Below are 17,078 nucleotides of genomic sequence, written 5' to 3' on the forward strand. Positions count from 1 at the left end.
TTAGATATTTATAATATTATATTTGCAATTTAAAAGATTTGTTATTTTAATGATTTCATCCCTAATTTCATCAATATTTTTAGAATTTCTGGATTTGACTAAAATCTTTTCCTTTTTAAAAATCAATTCAAATATTTTTCTACCAACAACATCATCAGTTCCGCTTTCAAATTCAAATATTATGGAATTTTTAGCTTTAAAACCATCTTCAACAACTTTATCCAAATCACCATCGGTAATCCCGACAATTGGAATATTGAATCTATATAAAATATCTGAAGCTATTAATGTAGTATCATCTCCAACAGTAACTACCAGATCTGCATCCTTAAACTGATAAACATCCTCTCCGGCATGGTCTAGAAAAGCTATTTTAAAAACATCTTCAGATTCATTTTTTTTCAGGACTCTAGGTTTTACCTTAGATTTTCTTAAAAGCCCTGTTTTTACAATAGCCTTTGCCAAATCAACTCTTCCTAATTTTTCAACACCGTGTTCTTTTATTGTTCCGCCAATGATTTCTGTAATGTAACCGTCTTTGGCTATCAAAGTGATTTTATCACTATTTGATTTGCCAATAACAATACTGTTAACCATTATATTCTCATCAGGGCTAACACCATGCACTATTCTTTGAATCTTAGTATCATCTATTTTATCCTGTTTAAAATGATTGTCATAAATTTCTTCAGGAGTGACAATATTCAAATCTAATTTTTGAGACAAATCATCGACTAGATTTTTATTATTTCCATTCCATGAAATTATGCTTCCATCACTTTCACCGGGCCTTTCAATTTGAATTACCGGAATGTTATTTTTATTTATTTTTGAGAGATAATGATTATAAACCTTATAGCCAAAAACCTGACCTGTTACATCAGACTTTCCATAGTTTATTAAAAATATAACATCCACATCTGCATCATTGAATAATTTTAAAGAGTCGCTTGGAACTAATTTTTTAGATATGTCAATAATATCTTCTAAAGACCCATCAATAACCGCAGTTCTTCCCATAGTCCCACCTAATCTGGCTGAAACATCACCATATCCAGATAATAAATTAATTAACTTTAAAGCCCAGTTAGAATCAATAATATTAGGTCCGTGAACCACTACACCAATTTCCATAAAAACACCGAATTACAATTTTATTCTCTTTTTAAAAACCTTAGATCCGCAAACATCACAATCATCAAAAGGATAATTTTCATCAAATTCTTTTTTACAACCTTCACAAACCTTTTTCCAATTGTAAACACCTTTAATTCCATCAGTCATGATTCCGGAATAAGGAATATTAATAATTTTTAAAGTATTCTGAATAGTATAATCATCACTTATAACTTTAATATTTTTGCCTTCATCTCTAAGCATTAAAGCTAAAGCTATTAATTTTTTATCAGGAACAGATAAACGTAAAACATCCCCTGATTTTGATATGATTTCATTAACTTCTTTAATGTATTTTTCACCAACATCCTGAATAATTAATTTTCCATCTCTAATAGCCATATCCAATGTTAATTTTGACTCAAAATCTTTAACTTCATGAGTAATCTCAGGAGCAGTATAATTATTATTTGATTCCAAGCCAAAACCGTTGATAAAAGCAGATGCATCTAAAACAAAATAAATTTCCATGATTTTTATTATGATTTTAAAAATTAATAAATATTGTCAAATCCACATAACCCATTAAAAAAGAGTTATAATCAAGTTATCAACTAATTAACAAAATAATTAAAATTTACATTAAAGTGTACAAAAAATTCTTAAAAATAGCTTAAAAAAGACATGAGTGTTCAAAAATTTTATTAAAGAATTGGAGGAAAATTGGGAACAAATTGGAGGAAAATTTGATGAAAATTTGAAAAATCTATTTAAATCTGTATAAGAAACTTGATATTATACAATTATTGTACAAAAATTGAAAATTGGAGTACATATTGAAAAATTAAATGAGGCAAAAATGATGTCAACAAAAGTAGAAAATATAAATCAGAAAATACAGTTTTTAACAAAGTCTGGAATACGACTCCATATATTAAACATACTAAGTAAAAATCCCCAAAATATAAAAGAATTGGTCAATACAACACAAATAACTTATAGTACCCTATCAAGTAATCTCCACAAATTACAGCAAGAAAAATATATTCAGAAAATAAAAAACAAATATTATTTAACCCAAACAACAAAAATGTACTTAAATATAATATTAGAGTTTAAAAATGCAATAAAATTAATAAATCAATTTGATGAATTTTGGGATAAGCATGATGTAAAACAGATTAATTTAGATTCCCTGAAAAATATAACCAGTTTGCATGATTCCCAATTAATTAAAACAACCCCTATTGACATTTATAAAACTCATAATACCATAAAAGGACAGCTATTAATGTCATACAACATTAAAGCAATATTCCCATATTTACATCCTGATTATCCTGTTATTATTGAACAGGTACTACAAAAAGGAGGTAACGTTGAATTAATAATAAATGATGAAATTTTTGAAAGTTTAATGGATAATATAGAAACAGAAATTAAAAAGAAAAGTATTAGAAACGGATGTTTGAAAGTGCATAAGTTAAAAGAGAATTTAAACTTATATCTGATTATATCCGATAAAAATACTAATTTGGGACTTTTTAAAAGTGACGGTAGCTTTGATCAGAACAGACTTCTAACATCTGAAAACCAGCAAGCCATAAAATGGGCTAATAATCTTTTTGAAAACGTAAAAGCGAATTGGTGATTATTATGGCAACAAAAATTAAAAATGATTTAAAAGAGGAATATCAAGGTATCAAGTATATACTTACATCAACAATGCGAACAAAATTATTATTAAGCATTTATAATGAATCAAAAAACTTAGATGATTTACGAATAGAATTAGAAAAGCCATCAGCAACAATACTGCATGGTTTAAAAGAATTGGAAAATTTAAATTTTGTTAAAAAAGTTCAAAAATATTATCAATTAACATCAAACGGTTATCTGTTAACCACAAACATGATCAAATTAATTGATAACTGGTATGCAACTAACAAAAACGAAGATTTTTGGAATTCCCATGATTTAACAGCCATCCCCCAAGAAAATCTTAAAAACATTTATCTTTTAAAAAATGCAGAATGTATATCTTCTACAACAAGTAATTTATCAAAAGCTTACAATAGCTACACCAAATTAATTGAAAATGTCGAAGAATTAAAAATAACATTACCTATTTTTTCAGAAAACCATTTAAGGCAAATTGTTCAATTAATCCAAGAAAAAACACTGCACAAACTTGAATTAATCACCCACCAGGACATACTGCCATTAATTCATAGAAATCCATTATTTAAAAAATGGCTGATTAATAATGAAAATGTAAAAATAATTTGCATAAAAAATCCTTTAAAAACCTTTTTAACATTGGGGGATGAATTTATGTCACTTACATTATTTTTTAAAGACGGGCACTACGATGACTCACAAATCCTAATTGATAAAACCCATGAAGGATTGAAATGGGGAGCATTATTATATAATCAAACAAAAGAGTGGAGATGGAACCAATGACAATTAAAAAGTTACTTCACCAAATCTTTTTAAAAAGAAAAGGAGGAAAAACTTCTGCAAAAATTGTAGATTTGCTGCTGATACGCCCATATAACGGAAGTCAGATAGCAAGAATCATAGAAATGGATTACAATACTATTGAATACCATTTAGAGATTTTATGCAAAAGCAAATTAGTAATGTGTGAATCTGACAGCTATGGTTCATTATACTATCCTACAGATTTACTGCTAAAAAATCATGAAGAATACGAAAAAATAAAAGAGATGATGACAATAACTGCATAATATAAGGGGATTTAATTATGAAAAGTGAAACAACCGAAAAACATAAAAAATTATCATCTACTGATATTACCTGTGGTGTAATAACATTAAGTGACAGCATCACTACAAATGAAGATGATTTATCCGGACAATATCTTGCAGATGAAACATCAAAAAGATACACCTTAAAATCCAAAATAATAATACCTGATGACAGGGAAGCATTAATTAAGACTATTAAAGAAATGGTTGATGAAGATATTGATGTTATCTTAACAACCGGAGGAACAGGACTAGACAGTAGAGATATAACTGTTGAAACTGTAGAAGAACTTTTTGATAAAAAAATTGAAGGCTTCGGTGAAATTTTCAGACATCAGTCTTTTTTAGAAATCGGTTCAGGAGCGCTTATTTCAAGAGCAACAGCAGGAGTATATAAAAAAACAGTGATTTTTTCAATGCCTGGCTCACCTAATGCAGTTAAAACAGCATCCAACATCATAATAGATGAATTTCCCCATCTAGTATTCCATGCAAAAAAATAAAAATTTTAAAATGATGAACTTAACCATTCATCATCTTTTTTTAATTAGAAAAATTCGTCAACAGTTATTAAAGGTTCTAATTTAACACCTTCACTATCAAAAGCTTCAATAGCTCCTTCCTGCCTATCAACAACAACAAAAGCTCTTTTTACACTACCTCCATTGTCTTGAATAGCTTTAATAGCTTTAAGTAATGATCCTCCAGTAGTTGTAACATCTTCTACAACAATGACATCATCACCTTCGTTTAATTCACCTTCAATAAGTTTGGAAGTCCCATAACCTTTTTTCTCTTTTCTAATCATTAACAAAGGAATTTCAGATTCGAGAGAAACTGCAGTAGCTATTGGAACCGCCCCAAGTGCAGGACCTGCTACTTTATCAATATTATCTTCACTAATAGATTTTGTGATTAGTTTAGCTATTGTTGACAGGATTTCAGGATCAGTAATAGCCTTTTTCATGTTTATGTAATAATCACTTTTTTTACCGGAAGATAATGTAAAGTCCCCTTTTAAGAAAACACCATTTTCTTTTAATAAATTAATTAAATATTCTTTAGTAATCATCTAAATAACCAAAATTTAAATATCATCATCACTTTTAAGTAAAATTTTATCCCCAATAACTTTTACAAGTTCACTAGGAACAACATTTTCCCCTCCAGCTTTAATTTGGTCTGCAATACCGGTTTTTTTAATAACCAAATCAGTTACTTCAAAAGTGTCTTTATCCATTACAACATCAACAACTTTACCAATTAACTCAGCACCACCGTCAAGGACTTCTTTGTTAATTAAATCTTCTTTAATCCTCATAAATAATCACCTTAATTTTTTAATATGTTTTATTATAAACTTCGATATATATTAAATTTTTCCAAATTTTATTTGCTATCTAAAATACAAATACTTTCATCATTTTGCATGTCATGATAAAATTCAAGCTTATTTTCATTGAATTCAAAAATTTTAACCATATCATACAATTCCTTATCAAATTCCGGAATAAATTCACATAATTTATTTGGATAATCTTTAAATAAATTTTTATTAAACTCTAACCTGTTGCTATTTTCAAAAATAGCTCCATAATATATATCCGTTTCAACTAAATCCTGGAACATATGACTTCCAAATGACAATTCAGGAACATAGCCAACTTTACTGTAGGACTCTTCCAGAATAGCGGAAAATTTACTAATGTCTGCAAATACTACTGGAATTCCAAGTTCTGGTGAAGAAGTGCCTAACCTGCCTGGAACAATCAGCATAGCTTCTTTGTCATGATTTCTACAGTAAGCATTAATAGCGCTGATTAATTTAGCTAATGAAGCTTTTTTAGTAAATGGATATTCATAATACTTATGAGGATCAACATAAACTAAAATATCAAAGTTCTGTTTTCTTGACCTTCCCATTGAAGAATTCTTAATATGGAAAAATACTTCCCCATTACCTTTAGGAATTTCAACAGCCTCTTTAGTAGTTGCAACCTGCAGAGGCCTGCACTGCAACAGATTAATAACAAAAGAACCTTCAGGACCTACATTTACAGTATATTCAATGTCAACAGGATAGTCATAAGCTGCCTCTAAAGTTTGAAGCAATTCCTTCATCAATGATGTAAATTTATCATTGTTAACTAAACCGTTACAATTTACAAAGGTTACCTCTCTTCTTTGACCCCTTTCACGAAATCTGCGCTCTGCATCAGTGTCATGTTCAACTACTGCCCTTTTTGCATAAATTGGAACTACCTCAATACCTTCATCAACAGAAATTTCACTTACTTTAATATTTTTTAAATCCAAAACATCCAAATAATGCTGAGAATGTTTATGCCTCTCAACAACACTTGGAACTTCCATAGCTTTCGGTTTATCCAAATTAACAATACGGGGATAATCTCTTTGAGTCCTATCTACCGCTTTTGTACCTAAACCCATGACTAATCTTAACATTCCCCCATTATGTCCCATATCAGGCAATGGAGAATATGGACTATACGAAAATCCAACTCCTGCTGCAGAAGGGAAGAAATAATCCTGATAATAAGATCCTGACACTCTCTGAACAAGTAAAGACATTTGTTCATCGTTATCATCCAAATCATTTAAGCTCCTATACTCTAAAGCAGATATATTCATTGTACTTGCATATACTGTTTTAACAGCTTCTTCAAAAGCTTCCAACCGTTCTTCAATAGACCCTCTATTAACACAGAAAACAGACTCATATTTTCCGGCAAATGCATTCCCAAAACCGTCTTCTAAAAAACTACTTGATCTTACAATAATCGGACTTTGACCGAAATAATCCAGAAGCCTTCTAAACTTCTCACGAATATCATCAGAAAAAGTACCGTTTTTCAAACCTTCCTCAAGTTCTTTTCCAGCCTCGTAATAACCTTCTTTAGTTCTTTGCTTTACCCGAATATCCCACAAATCATTTGAAACAATATATGTATAAAACAAATCAGAACATATGTAAAATGAATCATCAGGTTCAAAATCAGCATAGATATCCGGACGGTCATGTTCTATGATTTTACGTGAAAGCAGCATACCGCAGGCTTTACCTCCAATCATACCACTTCCAACAACACGATTATAAACTGAAAAATAGTCTTCAGGTGCAAAATATTCTTTAACTTTCTGAATCATGTTTTTATCTTTAGTCATGAGCATTCTGCACATTAAATCGCATTTATCAGAAATATCCTCATTATTTTCATGCTGTAACTTGGTCAATTCAAAGAATCTTTCCCAACTATCTGTGTTTTGCTCATTATGATAATCAGCAACCCTGTTAACAACCTTATAAAAATTACTTACTTCCAAACCGTCAGTCAATGTTGTTAAAATTCCTTTTTTAGTTTCATATTTATGACCTAAAAACATATTCTGAGAATATCTGTTCCATACTTTCAGAGGATGCACATACACATCATCCCTATGAGAGTACAAATCTAAAAAAAGCTGTGTTGTTTCACGAATTTTAGCTATCGCTTCAAAAGAATGCTTACCTCTAATAATCGGGAAATAAGCTACAGTATCAAGAGAAAATAAATAAGGGCATGTTACTCTAAAGAAATTTCCCATCATCAAATCGGTAGACCATGCAGCCTGTAAATCAGACAAACAGTCAAATACATAAAAAGCATCCCTACCCTCTTTTGTAATGATGTTATGAACTTCCAAAGTAAAAGGTTCAAACTGCTTGTTCGGGTCCACATGATAAATTTTAATTCCGTCACGTTCAATCATTGCAAAGTCAGTTTCAGAATTATTCTTTTCAACCTCCAACTTTAAAAAATCATCAGCAGTCATGTCTATTAATGGCTCATGCTGACCAAAATTTATGTAAATCAGGTTTTTATTATCTTCCTGAGCTTGTTTAACAAAAGGCTTCACAAAATATAAAAATTCATCTAAATTAGAAACTTGCCATACTACATTATCTCCTAAACGAATATTATCTAAGGTTTCGTCTAGCTGCGGAATACCGGATTTTATTCTTTCGAAAGCAACCATATTAAAAACTCCTAAGAACATTCAATTTTTCAGCTAAATTTTAACATCAGTTATATATATGTTCAAAGAAGTATTAAAATATTGAAGATTTTTATAATATTTGTTCCATGGAAACCTTTTGAATTTTCATTCCAATATTTTCATAAAATTTTATGGCACTGTCATTGCCTTCCCAGACATTTAATGTGACATTATGACATCCGATACTTTTTGCATATTCCAAAACATACTCGTATAATGCAGTTCCAATTCCTTCATGCCTTGCATTTTCATCAACACACAAATCATCAATATAAATAGTTTTATGGTCGCAAAAAGAAGTATCGTTATGATAATTGGTTACAATACAAAATACATACCCCACTACCTTATTATCTGATTCATAAACAAATACTGGAGTTTCACTATTTTTTATAATCCCCTCAAGTTCAGAATCATTATATTTTGTTCCGATATATTTAAATAAATCCGGACGAATGTCTGAATGAACTTTCTGAACCTGAAGCAGCAGTTCATTAATTCTTCTGATGTCTCTTATACTTGCCAGTCTTATCATGCAATATATATTACTAGCTAGTATTATAAAAAATTAACTTAAAAATTTATTAATCCAAAACTCTAAAAGCTTCTGAATACAATAATCCTTGCAGTTATTTTCTAAAATAGAAGCAGCTAAGTTATAAGCTACTTTTTTATCCAATAAATCATTTTCAACTTCATCAATTAAATGTAAAATTGAAGTGGTTAATGCTACATTTTCCTGTTTTCTTGCAGCTTCCTGTAATGATTTTATAAATTCTTCCTTATCGTCACCAATATTACTATAAAACTCATTAATATCCAAATCATATCTTCTTAAACGAGCTAAAACACTGCATTGAGATTCTTTTGTAATCCATACCTGTCTTTTAATAGCTTCACTTATTGATTCAATAACACATTTAGCTATCAATTCACCAAGTTTCGAATGTTTTCCTGCATTGGATAATCTGTTTTTGGATTCCATATTTGAAAAAATAGCTATTCCGTCAGTTCCTGTTCCTGTTGCAAATCCATTTGAAAACTGACTGGGAATTCTTAAATTGTTTAAAGCTACAGTTTTTGCTTCAGTAGCAGTTACTAATCCATTAGCTAATGTTCCTGGTTCTAACGAAACATTAGTTAAAACAATTATATTGATTGTTCCAACATCAAAGTGAAACTCTCCATTTTCCTCATAATAGCTTGCACTGTCTCCTGCTCTTGAGGCATTTACTCTTACACCTGCAGTAGTTATTGCACTGACTTCAAGATTTTTATAATGTTTTGTAACAACACATGCATTTTCCATCTGGGCGGAAGTTAAAAGACCTGTTGTAAAATCAGAATCAATTCCTAAAATTTCGCTTTGCCTAAGCAGATAATCATTTATGCTATGGTTTTCTAAAAAATCAATGTTTTCCTGAGATAAATAATGGTTGAAAGCTGTTTTAAAATCTTTTTTGTAGCCGCCATTTAAATCAGACGTTGAAATTCCATTCCTGCAAACTCCAAACTCAACCACTATAGAGTTTTCACAGATATATGCTCTGTCTCCAGTTGAATTTTTAAAAATAAGTCGTTTAGCTTGCAAGATAATACCTTAAAAATAAAAAGAAAAAAAGAAATTAAATAATTTCTTTTAGATTTACATCATTGGAGGCATACCGCCCATAGCAGCAGGATCCATACCGCCCATGTCAGCATCACCTTTACCGCTAGATGCGATTACGTCATCAATTCTTAAAATCATTTCAGCTGCTTCAGAAGCAGATTGGATAGCTTGTTTTTTGACACGTTTAGGTTCAATTACACCAGCTTCTTTCATGTCTGCTACTTTACCGGTAAATACATCTAATCCCATTACAGCACTGTTTTCATGAGCAGCTCTTAAATCTACTAATGAATCTATACTGTCTAAACCTGCATTTTCAGCTAAGGTTTTAGGAACAATTTCTAAAGCTTCTGCAAATGCATTTACAGCTAATTGTTCTCTTCCACTGATTGAATCAGCATAGTCTTTGAGTTTTTTAGCCATTGCAATTTCAGGAGCTCCTCCACCAGCTACAACTTTGTCATCTTCAACAGTAGCTGCTACAACACCAATTGCGTCTTCAATAGCTCTTACGATTTCATCAACAATGTGTTTGGTACTTCCTCTTACGAATAAGGTTACAGATTTAGCTACACTGCATTCTTCTACAAAGATCATTTCTTCGCCAGATACTTTTCTTTCTTCTACAATACCTGCTTCACCTAAATCGTCAGCAGTTAAGTCTTCTAAGTTAGTTACTACATTAGCACCAGTAGCTCTAGCTAATTTTTCAATATCTGATTTTTTAACCCTTCTTACAGCTAAAATACCTGCTTTAGATAAGTAATGTTGTGCTAAATCGTCAATACCTTTTTGTGCGAATAATACATTAGCACCGGATTCAGCTACTTTATCTACCATGTCTTTAACCATTTTTTCTTCTTGTTCAATGAAAGCTTGCATTTGAGCAGGGTCAGTTATTCTGATTTCTGCATCAACTTCAGTTTCTTTTACTTCAAGAGGAGAGTTAACTAATGCGATTTTTGCATCTTTAACTTCAGAAGGCATACCTGGGTGTACTCTTTCTTTGTCAACAATTACTCCTTCAACTAAAGTAGAGTCTTCTACAACAGCACCGTCTTTTTTCTCAATTTTAATATTATCAGTGTCTACTGCACCGTCTTCAGCTACTTTTTGAACTGCATCTACGATTAATTTTGCTAATGGTTCACGTGCTGCTTCAGTTCCTTTACCAGTCATAGCAGTCATAGCTACTTTAATTAAAGTTTCTTCATCAACTGAATCGATTGCAATATCATCTAAGATTTCTTGTGCTTTTTCAGCTGCTTGTCTGTATCCCATTGCAATGATTGTTGGGTGAATATCTTGATCTAATAAAGATTCGGATTTTTTCAATAATTCTCCAGCAATGATTACTGCAGTAGTAGTTCCATCTCCAACTTCGTCTTCTTGAGTTTTAGCTACTTCCACTAACATTTTAGCTGCAGGATGTTCGATATCCATTTCTTTTAAGATTGTAACACCGTCATTGGTTACAACGATATCTCCAAGTCCGTCCACTAACATTTTGTCCATTCCTTTTGGACCTAATGTGGTTCTTACGGTTTCAGCAAGTACTTTTCCTGCTAAAATATTGTTTCTTTGAGCATCTCTTCCGACAGACCTGTTTGTTCCTTCAGGTAAAATAAAAATTGGTTGTCCACCTTGTGCCATTAAAATCACCTTTTAAAATTAATTTATTATTTATAGAACAGTTTAAATATCAACATAAAAAATAATTATATTGTTGAATAACCCTTCTACCATATAGTGAGTTTAAGGTTATATAAATACTTATCGGTTGTAAAAAATGGAATATATTGATCTTACACACAAAATAAAAAATGAACTTTCAGAATACCCGGGAGATCCTAAAACAAAACTTAATTATTTTAAAAAAGCTGATGAAACTGACAGTTCCACATTGCTTAAATTAGAAACTGGACTCCATACAGGCACACATATGGATTCCCCATTCCATTATATCATAAACGGCAAAAAAATATCCCAATTGCCTCTTAAAAATTTTATTGGTAAAGCTAGTATAAATTATGTGGAAAGCAAAAGTAAAGAAATTTTAGTTAAAAATTGTAATTTAAAAAATTCAAAAGAAAAGATAGCCATAATAATCACAGGATGGAGCAAATATTTTGGTAGTGATAAGTACTTCTATGAAAATCCTTACCTCTCCGATGAATTAACTGAGTTAATCATAGAAAAGAACTTTAAAGGAATTGCAATAGATACATGTTCAGTAGATAAATATGGAAAAGATACAAATCATAAAAAGTTACTTGAAAATAATGTGTGGATTGTTGAAAATATAACCAACTGTGATAATTTAAATAAAACTAGTTATAGTTCATTCTTTATTCCGTTAAATATTGAAGCAGAAGCTTCTCCAGTCAGAGCATTTCTAAAAAAAGATTAAAAATAGATTATTTTTTATTAAATCGCTTTTTCTCCAACCTAAATGGAGGAGTTCTGTCCATAGTTTCATAAGCTTCCTGTTCTTCCTGAAGCTCATTAAAGAAATTATTGATTTCTTCCAAACGTTTAATTTTATCATCTCTGGAAGACAATTCTTTTTGAAGACTGATGTAATCTTCTTTAGGAATAGTAGACTCCCTTAAAAAAGACAATTCTTTTTGAAGATTAATGTAATTATCTTTAGGAATAGTAGACTCTCTTAAAAGAGATACCTCATTTTCTTTAGCAGTAATCATGTTATTTTTTTCAGACAACTCATTATTTTTATATTCAAGTTCCCTTTCAAGATCAGAAATCCTGCTTTTGAATTCTGCATTATTTTCTAATTTGATAACCTGAATCTTATAATCATCAATAGTTCTTGAAAGTGTATTAATTTGAGCATCTTTCTCAGCAATACTTTTAAAAGATTCGTTTAATCTTTCATTAACTTCAGCAAGCTCTTTTTTCTTATAATCCCTTAATTGCTCTGCAAAATATTCTTTAATCTCATCAAGAGAATTGTTTACATAATCTAATTCATAAATTCTATCTTCCTGATTTTTAATTAAAGCATCCTTTTCCTCTAGCTGTTTTTTCAAAAGACTAATTTCATCCTCAGCTTTAAATTTAATAAGAGAAACTTCTTTTTCTTTGTTAAGAATATGATTTTCGAGTTCCTGAATCTTCTGAGGAGTGGTATCTCTAGCTTTAGCTATTTCCAATTCAGTTAAATCGAATTTAAGCCTGTTTAGCTCCAATAAACAATCACGAATTAAATTTTGTAAGGTTTCGTTTTCAATACCAGCACCTAATTCCATGTTATCCCTTTAATTCAAAAATTTTTATCCCAATATCTAGTTGAATAATAAAAATTCAAATATTATAACTATTAAAGTATTATGAAATTCATACTATTTAAATTAAACTCTAAAAACCACCAAAAATTGAAATTAAAACTAAACAGAAATTATATGAAAAATAAAAAAAATATTAGAAAAAATAAGAAAATAAAAAGGATAAAATTAGAGTATTTTATCATTGATTAATTCAGCATTTAATACAGAAGCTCCAGCAGCTCCACGAATTGTATTATGCCCAACCAATACATATTTGAAACTGTTATCAAATGCTTGGTCTTTCCTTAACCTTCCAACAGAAACAGACATACCATTACCAGCATTTCTGTCCATTCTTGGTTGAGGCCTGTCAATTTCTTCTTTGACAATTACTGGATTTTCAGGTGCAGAGAACAAATTTAATTTTTGAGGCAATGCTTTGAAATTAGCCATTTTTTCTTTAACATCATTAATATCAAAGTCATCATCCAACTCAACAAATACTGCTTCAGTATGGCCGTCAATAACAGGAACCCTATGACATGAAGCACTTAATTTGAAATCAGCATTGGAAACTTTTTCCCCGTCATAGTTACCTAAAAGATGTAATGTTTCACTTTCCATCTTTTCCTCTTCACTGCCAATATAAGGAACGAGATTATCAACAATAGCCATAGAAGGCACACCATTATAACCTGCACCAGATACTGCCTGCATTGTTGACACTCTAATTGCATCTACATTAAAATTATCAACAATTGGTTTTAATGACAAAGTTAAAGCAATAGTTGAACAGTTAGGATTGGTTACGATGAATCCATCCCAATTATTTTCCTTTTGCTGAGCATCAATCATATCCAGATATTCCGGATTAACTTCAGGGATAACTAAAGGAATATTTTTTTTCATCCTGTGAGCACTAGCATTACTTGCAACAACATAATCACGAGCAAAATCTTTTTCAACTTTAGCTGCAAATTCTGTTGGAAGAGATGAAAATACAATATCCACATCATTATCCATTGCATCAGCATCAGTTTCTTTTACAATAATGTCCTTAACAGAATCAGGCATTTCATTATCAAGATACCATGTAGTAGCATCCTCATATCTTTTACCTGCAGATCTTGAAGATGCAGCTAATGCTGTAATTTCAAAATCTGGATGGTTATCAAGTAATTGGATAAATCTTTGACCAACCATTCCAGTTGCACCAAGTATACCAACATTCACCATAGATAACACCTATTCTAATCCTAAAACATCATTCATACTACTTACAATACCTGATTCCGCATCTGGAATGTATCGAATAGCTCTAATTACACCTGCAATAAAAACTTCCCTGGTGTGAGCACGGTGAGTGAATTCTATTCTTTCACCATCTCCGATAAACATTACAGTGTGGTCTCCAACAATGTCTCCACCACGAATAGCATGTAAACCTATTTCCTCTTTGGTTCTTTTACCAACCATTCCTTGTCTTCCATAAACTCCTACTTCTTCAGGGTCACGGTCAAGTTCATTAGCTATTACTTCAAATGCAGTCATTGCAGTTCCAGATGGAGCATCTTTTTTCTGATTGTGATGTGCTTCAATAATTTCAATGTCAAAATCATTTAAGATAGGAGTTAATTTTTTCAAAGTATTGAAAAATACATTTACCCCAATAGACATGTTAGATGAAATAACTGCTTTTACATCATTGTCTTTTACATTTTTAATATTTTCAGCCATTTGTTCATCAGTAAAACCAGTAGTACCTACTACAACATTAACACCACATGCTGTAGCTTTTTTAACTGTTTCAACTGCTGCATGAGCTATGGTGAAATCAACTAAAACATCTGCTTTAGATTCTTTTAATGTTTCTTCTAATTTTTCAGCACCGACTATTTTAACTCCAAGTTCACCAGCACCTGCTTGAATACCTGCATCCACTCCAGCTAATGGAGAATTAGGAATTTCAATAGCTGCTACTACTTCCATATCATCTTGCTGTGTTATTTTTCTAATAATACCGGAGCCCATTCTTCCAGCTGCTCCGGTGACTGCTACTTTAATCATAAATATTACCAACTTAAATTAAATCTGCTTCTTTTAAAGCATTTTTGAGAATTTCAACATTTTCATCTTTCATATCTGTTAACGGTGCCCTGAGAGGTCCTGCAGGAAGACCCATTATGTTCATTGCTGTTTTTGCAGGTACAGGATTGCTTTCAATGAAAAGAGCGTCAATTACATCAATCATTTCGTAATGAAGCTCCTGAGCCCTTGTATAATCATCATTTAATATACTGTCAACCATTAAAACCATCCTCTTAGGATCAACATTAGCTGATGCACTGATTACACCAGTTCCTCCTAAAGCCATGATTGGTAAAGTCAAGCCGTCTTCACCAGACAATATATTGAAATCTTCTTCAAGACCTTCTTTTGTTAAAGCTTTATAAAGTTTGGATACTTTATTTACACTCCCACTAGCTTCTTTAACTGCATCCACACCATCAATTTTAGCTAATTCCACAATAGTTTCAACACTCATGTCTACACCAGTACGTGACGGAACATTATATGCTATAATAGGAATATCAGTTGCATCACTAATAGCCTGATAATGTTTAATTAATGCATGCTGTTGTGGTTTATTGTAATAAGGAGTAATTACTAAAGCGGCATCAGCACCTAATTCTTCTGCAGATTTAGTCAATTCAATAGCTTCATGTGTAGAATTACTACCAGATCCGGCTACTGTTTCGACTCTGCCACCAACTTCATCAATTAAAATTTCCACTACTTTTCTGTGTTCCTCATGAGTTAATGTAGCTGATTCACCAGAAGTTCCGGCACCAAGCAAACCAGTTACACCTTTATCAATTAAATAATTAATATTGGATCTAAATCCTTCTTCGTCAATGTTACCATCATCAGTAAATGGAGTTACCATTGCAACATATGTTCCTTCAAAATTCATTTTAAAACCTCTTTAATTAATTCAAGTGCTTTTTCACCATCTTTCCAATCGACAAATAATACCACAGCAGTTTGAGAGGAAGAAATCTCAACAATGTTGATATCGTTTTTTCTAAGCGGGTTTGTAATATTAGAAATAATGCCAGGTTCATCGATAAACTCAGGACTGACTACAGTAATCATAGCTGTATCATCACCAAGAGACAATGAACTTAAAACATCTTCATCAATTACCCAACTGTGTAATAAATGATATGCTTTATCAGAATCCTTTTTTTCTACAAATACAGTTATAGAATTCTGACCTGCTGAAATGCCAAATATGTTAATTTCATTTTCTGCAAGACATGAAGTTAAATCTGCTAAAAGTCCCACTTTTTTGAGCATTTCTTCTCCAACAATAGCAATGACAGAAATAGGATTTTTATACAAAGATACAGTTTTTAACATGTCTCCTTCAAAAGGGCCAGTTATTTTTGTACCTTCAGAACTTAAATCACCATTATTGAAGTTGATAATTTTTGCACTTATAAGCGGATCTTTATATTTTAGAGCATGAGGATGTAAAACCTGTGCTCCATGAGTAGCTAAGTCCCTCATTTCTTCAACAGAAATTTCATCTAATAATTCAGCTTCTTCTATTTTATTAGGGTCAGTTGACATTACTCCGTCAACATCAGTGACAATAACTACATTATTGGCACTTAAACAATGCCCAAGTAAAAATGCAGTTACATCACTGCCGCCCCTCCCAATAGTCGTAATTTCACCACTAGGACCTTTTCCTAAAAATCCGCAAATAACTGGGATAATACCTTGGCTAATAAGATTTTTTATTCCTTCGCATTTTTTATCAGTTGTTGCAAAATCAATTTTGGCATTGAGTGAATTGGAATCAGTTATAACCGGCCATTTATCATTGTATGGATCGATAAATTCTGCCTTTACACCTAAAGATTCAATAGCTGCAGCAAATAATCTTGAGCTAGTTAATTCACCCATAGCCATTATTTCTGCCTTTTGCTTATCAGTTAAACCTCCACCAATAGCTTCATTAGACAATTCAATTAACTCATCAGTTGCATTATTAACTGCAGAAACAACTACAACTAATTGATTACCTTTCATATATTCATTTACCACAGATTGCGCTGCTTTTCTAATTCTGGAGCCATCTCCAACCGATGTACCTCCGAATTTCGCTACTATTAAATCCATTAATATTCACCTATTTCCATAAAAATTTCACTAGATTTT

The 17,078-nt window shown here is 31.3% G+C and carries 18 protein-coding genes; 5 read left to right on the top strand and 13 right to left on the bottom strand.

Annotated features, from left to right (window positions below; genetic code table 11):
- Positions 1–1,134, bottom strand: coding sequence for a DUF2117 domain-containing protein (locus MSM_RS04065; protein WP_011954106.1), 1,134 nt, complete (start codon positions 1,132–1,134; stop codon positions 1–3).
- A gap of 12 nt (positions 1,135–1,146) precedes the next feature.
- Complete coding sequence (locus tag MSM_RS04070; protein WP_004033112.1) at positions 1,147–1,647, bottom strand: type II toxin-antitoxin system VapC family toxin; 501 nt, start codon at positions 1,645–1,647, stop codon at positions 1,147–1,149.
- Positions 1,648–1,975: 328 nt separating this feature from the next.
- On the opposite strand from MSM_RS04070, the gene MSM_RS04075 reads away from it, so the two are divergent.
- The 4 genes from MSM_RS04075 to MSM_RS04090 are packed head-to-tail and all read left to right on the top strand — an operon-like array spanning position 1,976 to position 4,393.
- On the top strand, positions 1,976–2,767 hold the full coding sequence (locus tag MSM_RS04075) for a helix-turn-helix transcriptional regulator (protein WP_011954107.1): 792 nt from the start codon (positions 1,976–1,978) through the stop codon (positions 2,765–2,767).
- A gap of 5 nt (positions 2,768–2,772) precedes the next feature.
- The gene (locus tag MSM_RS04080) at positions 2,773–3,582 is read left to right on the top strand and encodes a helix-turn-helix transcriptional regulator (protein WP_011954108.1); all 810 of its coding nucleotides are present in this window, start codon (positions 2,773–2,775) and stop codon (positions 3,580–3,582) included.
- On the top strand, positions 3,579–3,869 hold the full coding sequence (locus MSM_RS04085; protein ID WP_004035531.1) for a winged helix-turn-helix domain-containing protein: 291 nt from the start codon (positions 3,579–3,581) through the stop codon (positions 3,867–3,869). The genes MSM_RS04080 and MSM_RS04085 overlap by 4 nt, the downstream gene beginning before the upstream one ends.
- Positions 3,870–3,886: 17 nt before the next feature.
- Positions 3,887–4,393, top strand: a complete 507-nt coding sequence (locus MSM_RS04090; RefSeq protein WP_004033108.1) for a MogA/MoaB family molybdenum cofactor biosynthesis protein — start codon at positions 3,887–3,889, stop codon at positions 4,391–4,393.
- A 44-nt stretch (positions 4,394–4,437) separates the two neighbouring features.
- Here MSM_RS04090 and pyrE read toward each other — a convergent pair whose 3' ends face one another.
- The 6 genes from pyrE to thsA all read right to left on the bottom strand — a co-directional run bounded on the left by pyrE (position 4,438) and on the right by thsA (position 11,214).
- Entirely contained in the window at positions 4,438–4,962 is a 525-nt protein-coding gene (gene pyrE, locus MSM_RS04095) for an orotate phosphoribosyltransferase (RefSeq protein ID WP_004033107.1), read from the bottom strand.
- A gap of 15 nt (positions 4,963–4,977) precedes the next feature.
- On the bottom strand, positions 4,978–5,211 hold the full coding sequence (locus MSM_RS04100) for a PRC-barrel domain-containing protein (protein WP_004033106.1): 234 nt from the start codon (positions 5,209–5,211) through the stop codon (positions 4,978–4,980).
- Positions 5,212–5,279: 68 nt separating this feature from the next.
- The gene (locus MSM_RS04105; protein ID WP_011954109.1) at positions 5,280–7,949 is read right to left on the bottom strand and encodes a PEP/pyruvate-binding domain-containing protein; all 2,670 of its coding nucleotides are present in this window, start codon (positions 7,947–7,949) and stop codon (positions 5,280–5,282) included.
- A gap of 70 nt (positions 7,950–8,019) precedes the next feature.
- Positions 8,020–8,484 carry a GNAT family N-acetyltransferase gene (locus MSM_RS04110; protein ID WP_011954110.1) on the bottom strand — a complete coding sequence of 155 codons (465 nt, stop codon included), beginning with the start codon at positions 8,482–8,484 and terminating at the stop codon, positions 8,020–8,022.
- Positions 8,485–8,517: 33 nt separating this feature from the next.
- Positions 8,518–9,540: an adenosylcobinamide amidohydrolase gene (locus tag MSM_RS04115; RefSeq protein WP_011954111.1), complete on the bottom strand. Its 1,023-nt coding sequence runs from the start codon at positions 9,538–9,540 to the stop codon at positions 8,518–8,520.
- Between the two features lie 54 nt (positions 9,541–9,594).
- Complete coding sequence (thsA, locus tag MSM_RS04120; RefSeq protein ID WP_004033102.1) at positions 9,595–11,214, bottom strand: thermosome subunit alpha; 1,620 nt, start codon at positions 11,212–11,214, stop codon at positions 9,595–9,597.
- Between the two features lie 136 nt (positions 11,215–11,350).
- Between thsA and MSM_RS04125 the strand changes: the two genes are divergently transcribed.
- Entirely contained in the window at positions 11,351–11,971 is a 621-nt protein-coding gene (locus MSM_RS04125; RefSeq protein WP_004033101.1) for a cyclase family protein, read from the top strand.
- Positions 11,972–11,978: 7 nt separating this feature from the next.
- Here the strand turns inward: MSM_RS04125 and MSM_RS04130 are convergent, their stop codons facing one another.
- The 5 genes from MSM_RS04130 to MSM_RS04150 form a co-directional block, all read right to left on the bottom strand.
- Positions 11,979–12,830 (bottom strand): coiled-coil domain-containing protein, encoded by an 852-nt coding sequence (locus MSM_RS04130; RefSeq protein ID WP_004033100.1) that lies wholly within the window; start codon positions 12,828–12,830, stop codon positions 11,979–11,981.
- Positions 12,831–13,034: 204 nt separating this feature from the next.
- Positions 13,035–14,084 carry an aspartate-semialdehyde dehydrogenase gene (asd, locus tag MSM_RS04135; RefSeq protein WP_004033099.1) on the bottom strand — a complete coding sequence of 350 codons (1,050 nt, stop codon included), beginning with the start codon at positions 14,082–14,084 and terminating at the stop codon, positions 13,035–13,037.
- A 9-nt stretch (positions 14,085–14,093) separates the two neighbouring features.
- Positions 14,094–14,915, bottom strand: a complete 822-nt coding sequence (gene dapB, locus MSM_RS04140) for a 4-hydroxy-tetrahydrodipicolinate reductase (protein WP_004033098.1) — start codon at positions 14,913–14,915, stop codon at positions 14,094–14,096.
- Positions 14,916–14,928: 13 nt separating this feature from the next.
- The gene (gene dapA / locus MSM_RS04145; RefSeq protein ID WP_011954112.1) at positions 14,929–15,822 is read right to left on the bottom strand and encodes a 4-hydroxy-tetrahydrodipicolinate synthase; all 894 of its coding nucleotides are present in this window, start codon (positions 15,820–15,822) and stop codon (positions 14,929–14,931) included.
- Positions 15,819–17,039, bottom strand: coding sequence for an aspartate kinase (locus tag MSM_RS04150; RefSeq protein WP_004033096.1), 1,221 nt, complete (start codon positions 17,037–17,039; stop codon positions 15,819–15,821). The genes dapA and MSM_RS04150 overlap by 4 nt, the downstream gene beginning before the upstream one ends.
- Positions 17,040–17,078: the final 39 nt, after the last annotated feature.

It is taken from the genome of Methanobrevibacter smithii ATCC 35061 (genome assembly GCF_000016525.1).
GTDB classification, from domain to species: Archaea; Methanobacteriota; Methanobacteria; order Methanobacteriales; family Methanobacteriaceae; genus Methanocatella; species Methanocatella smithii.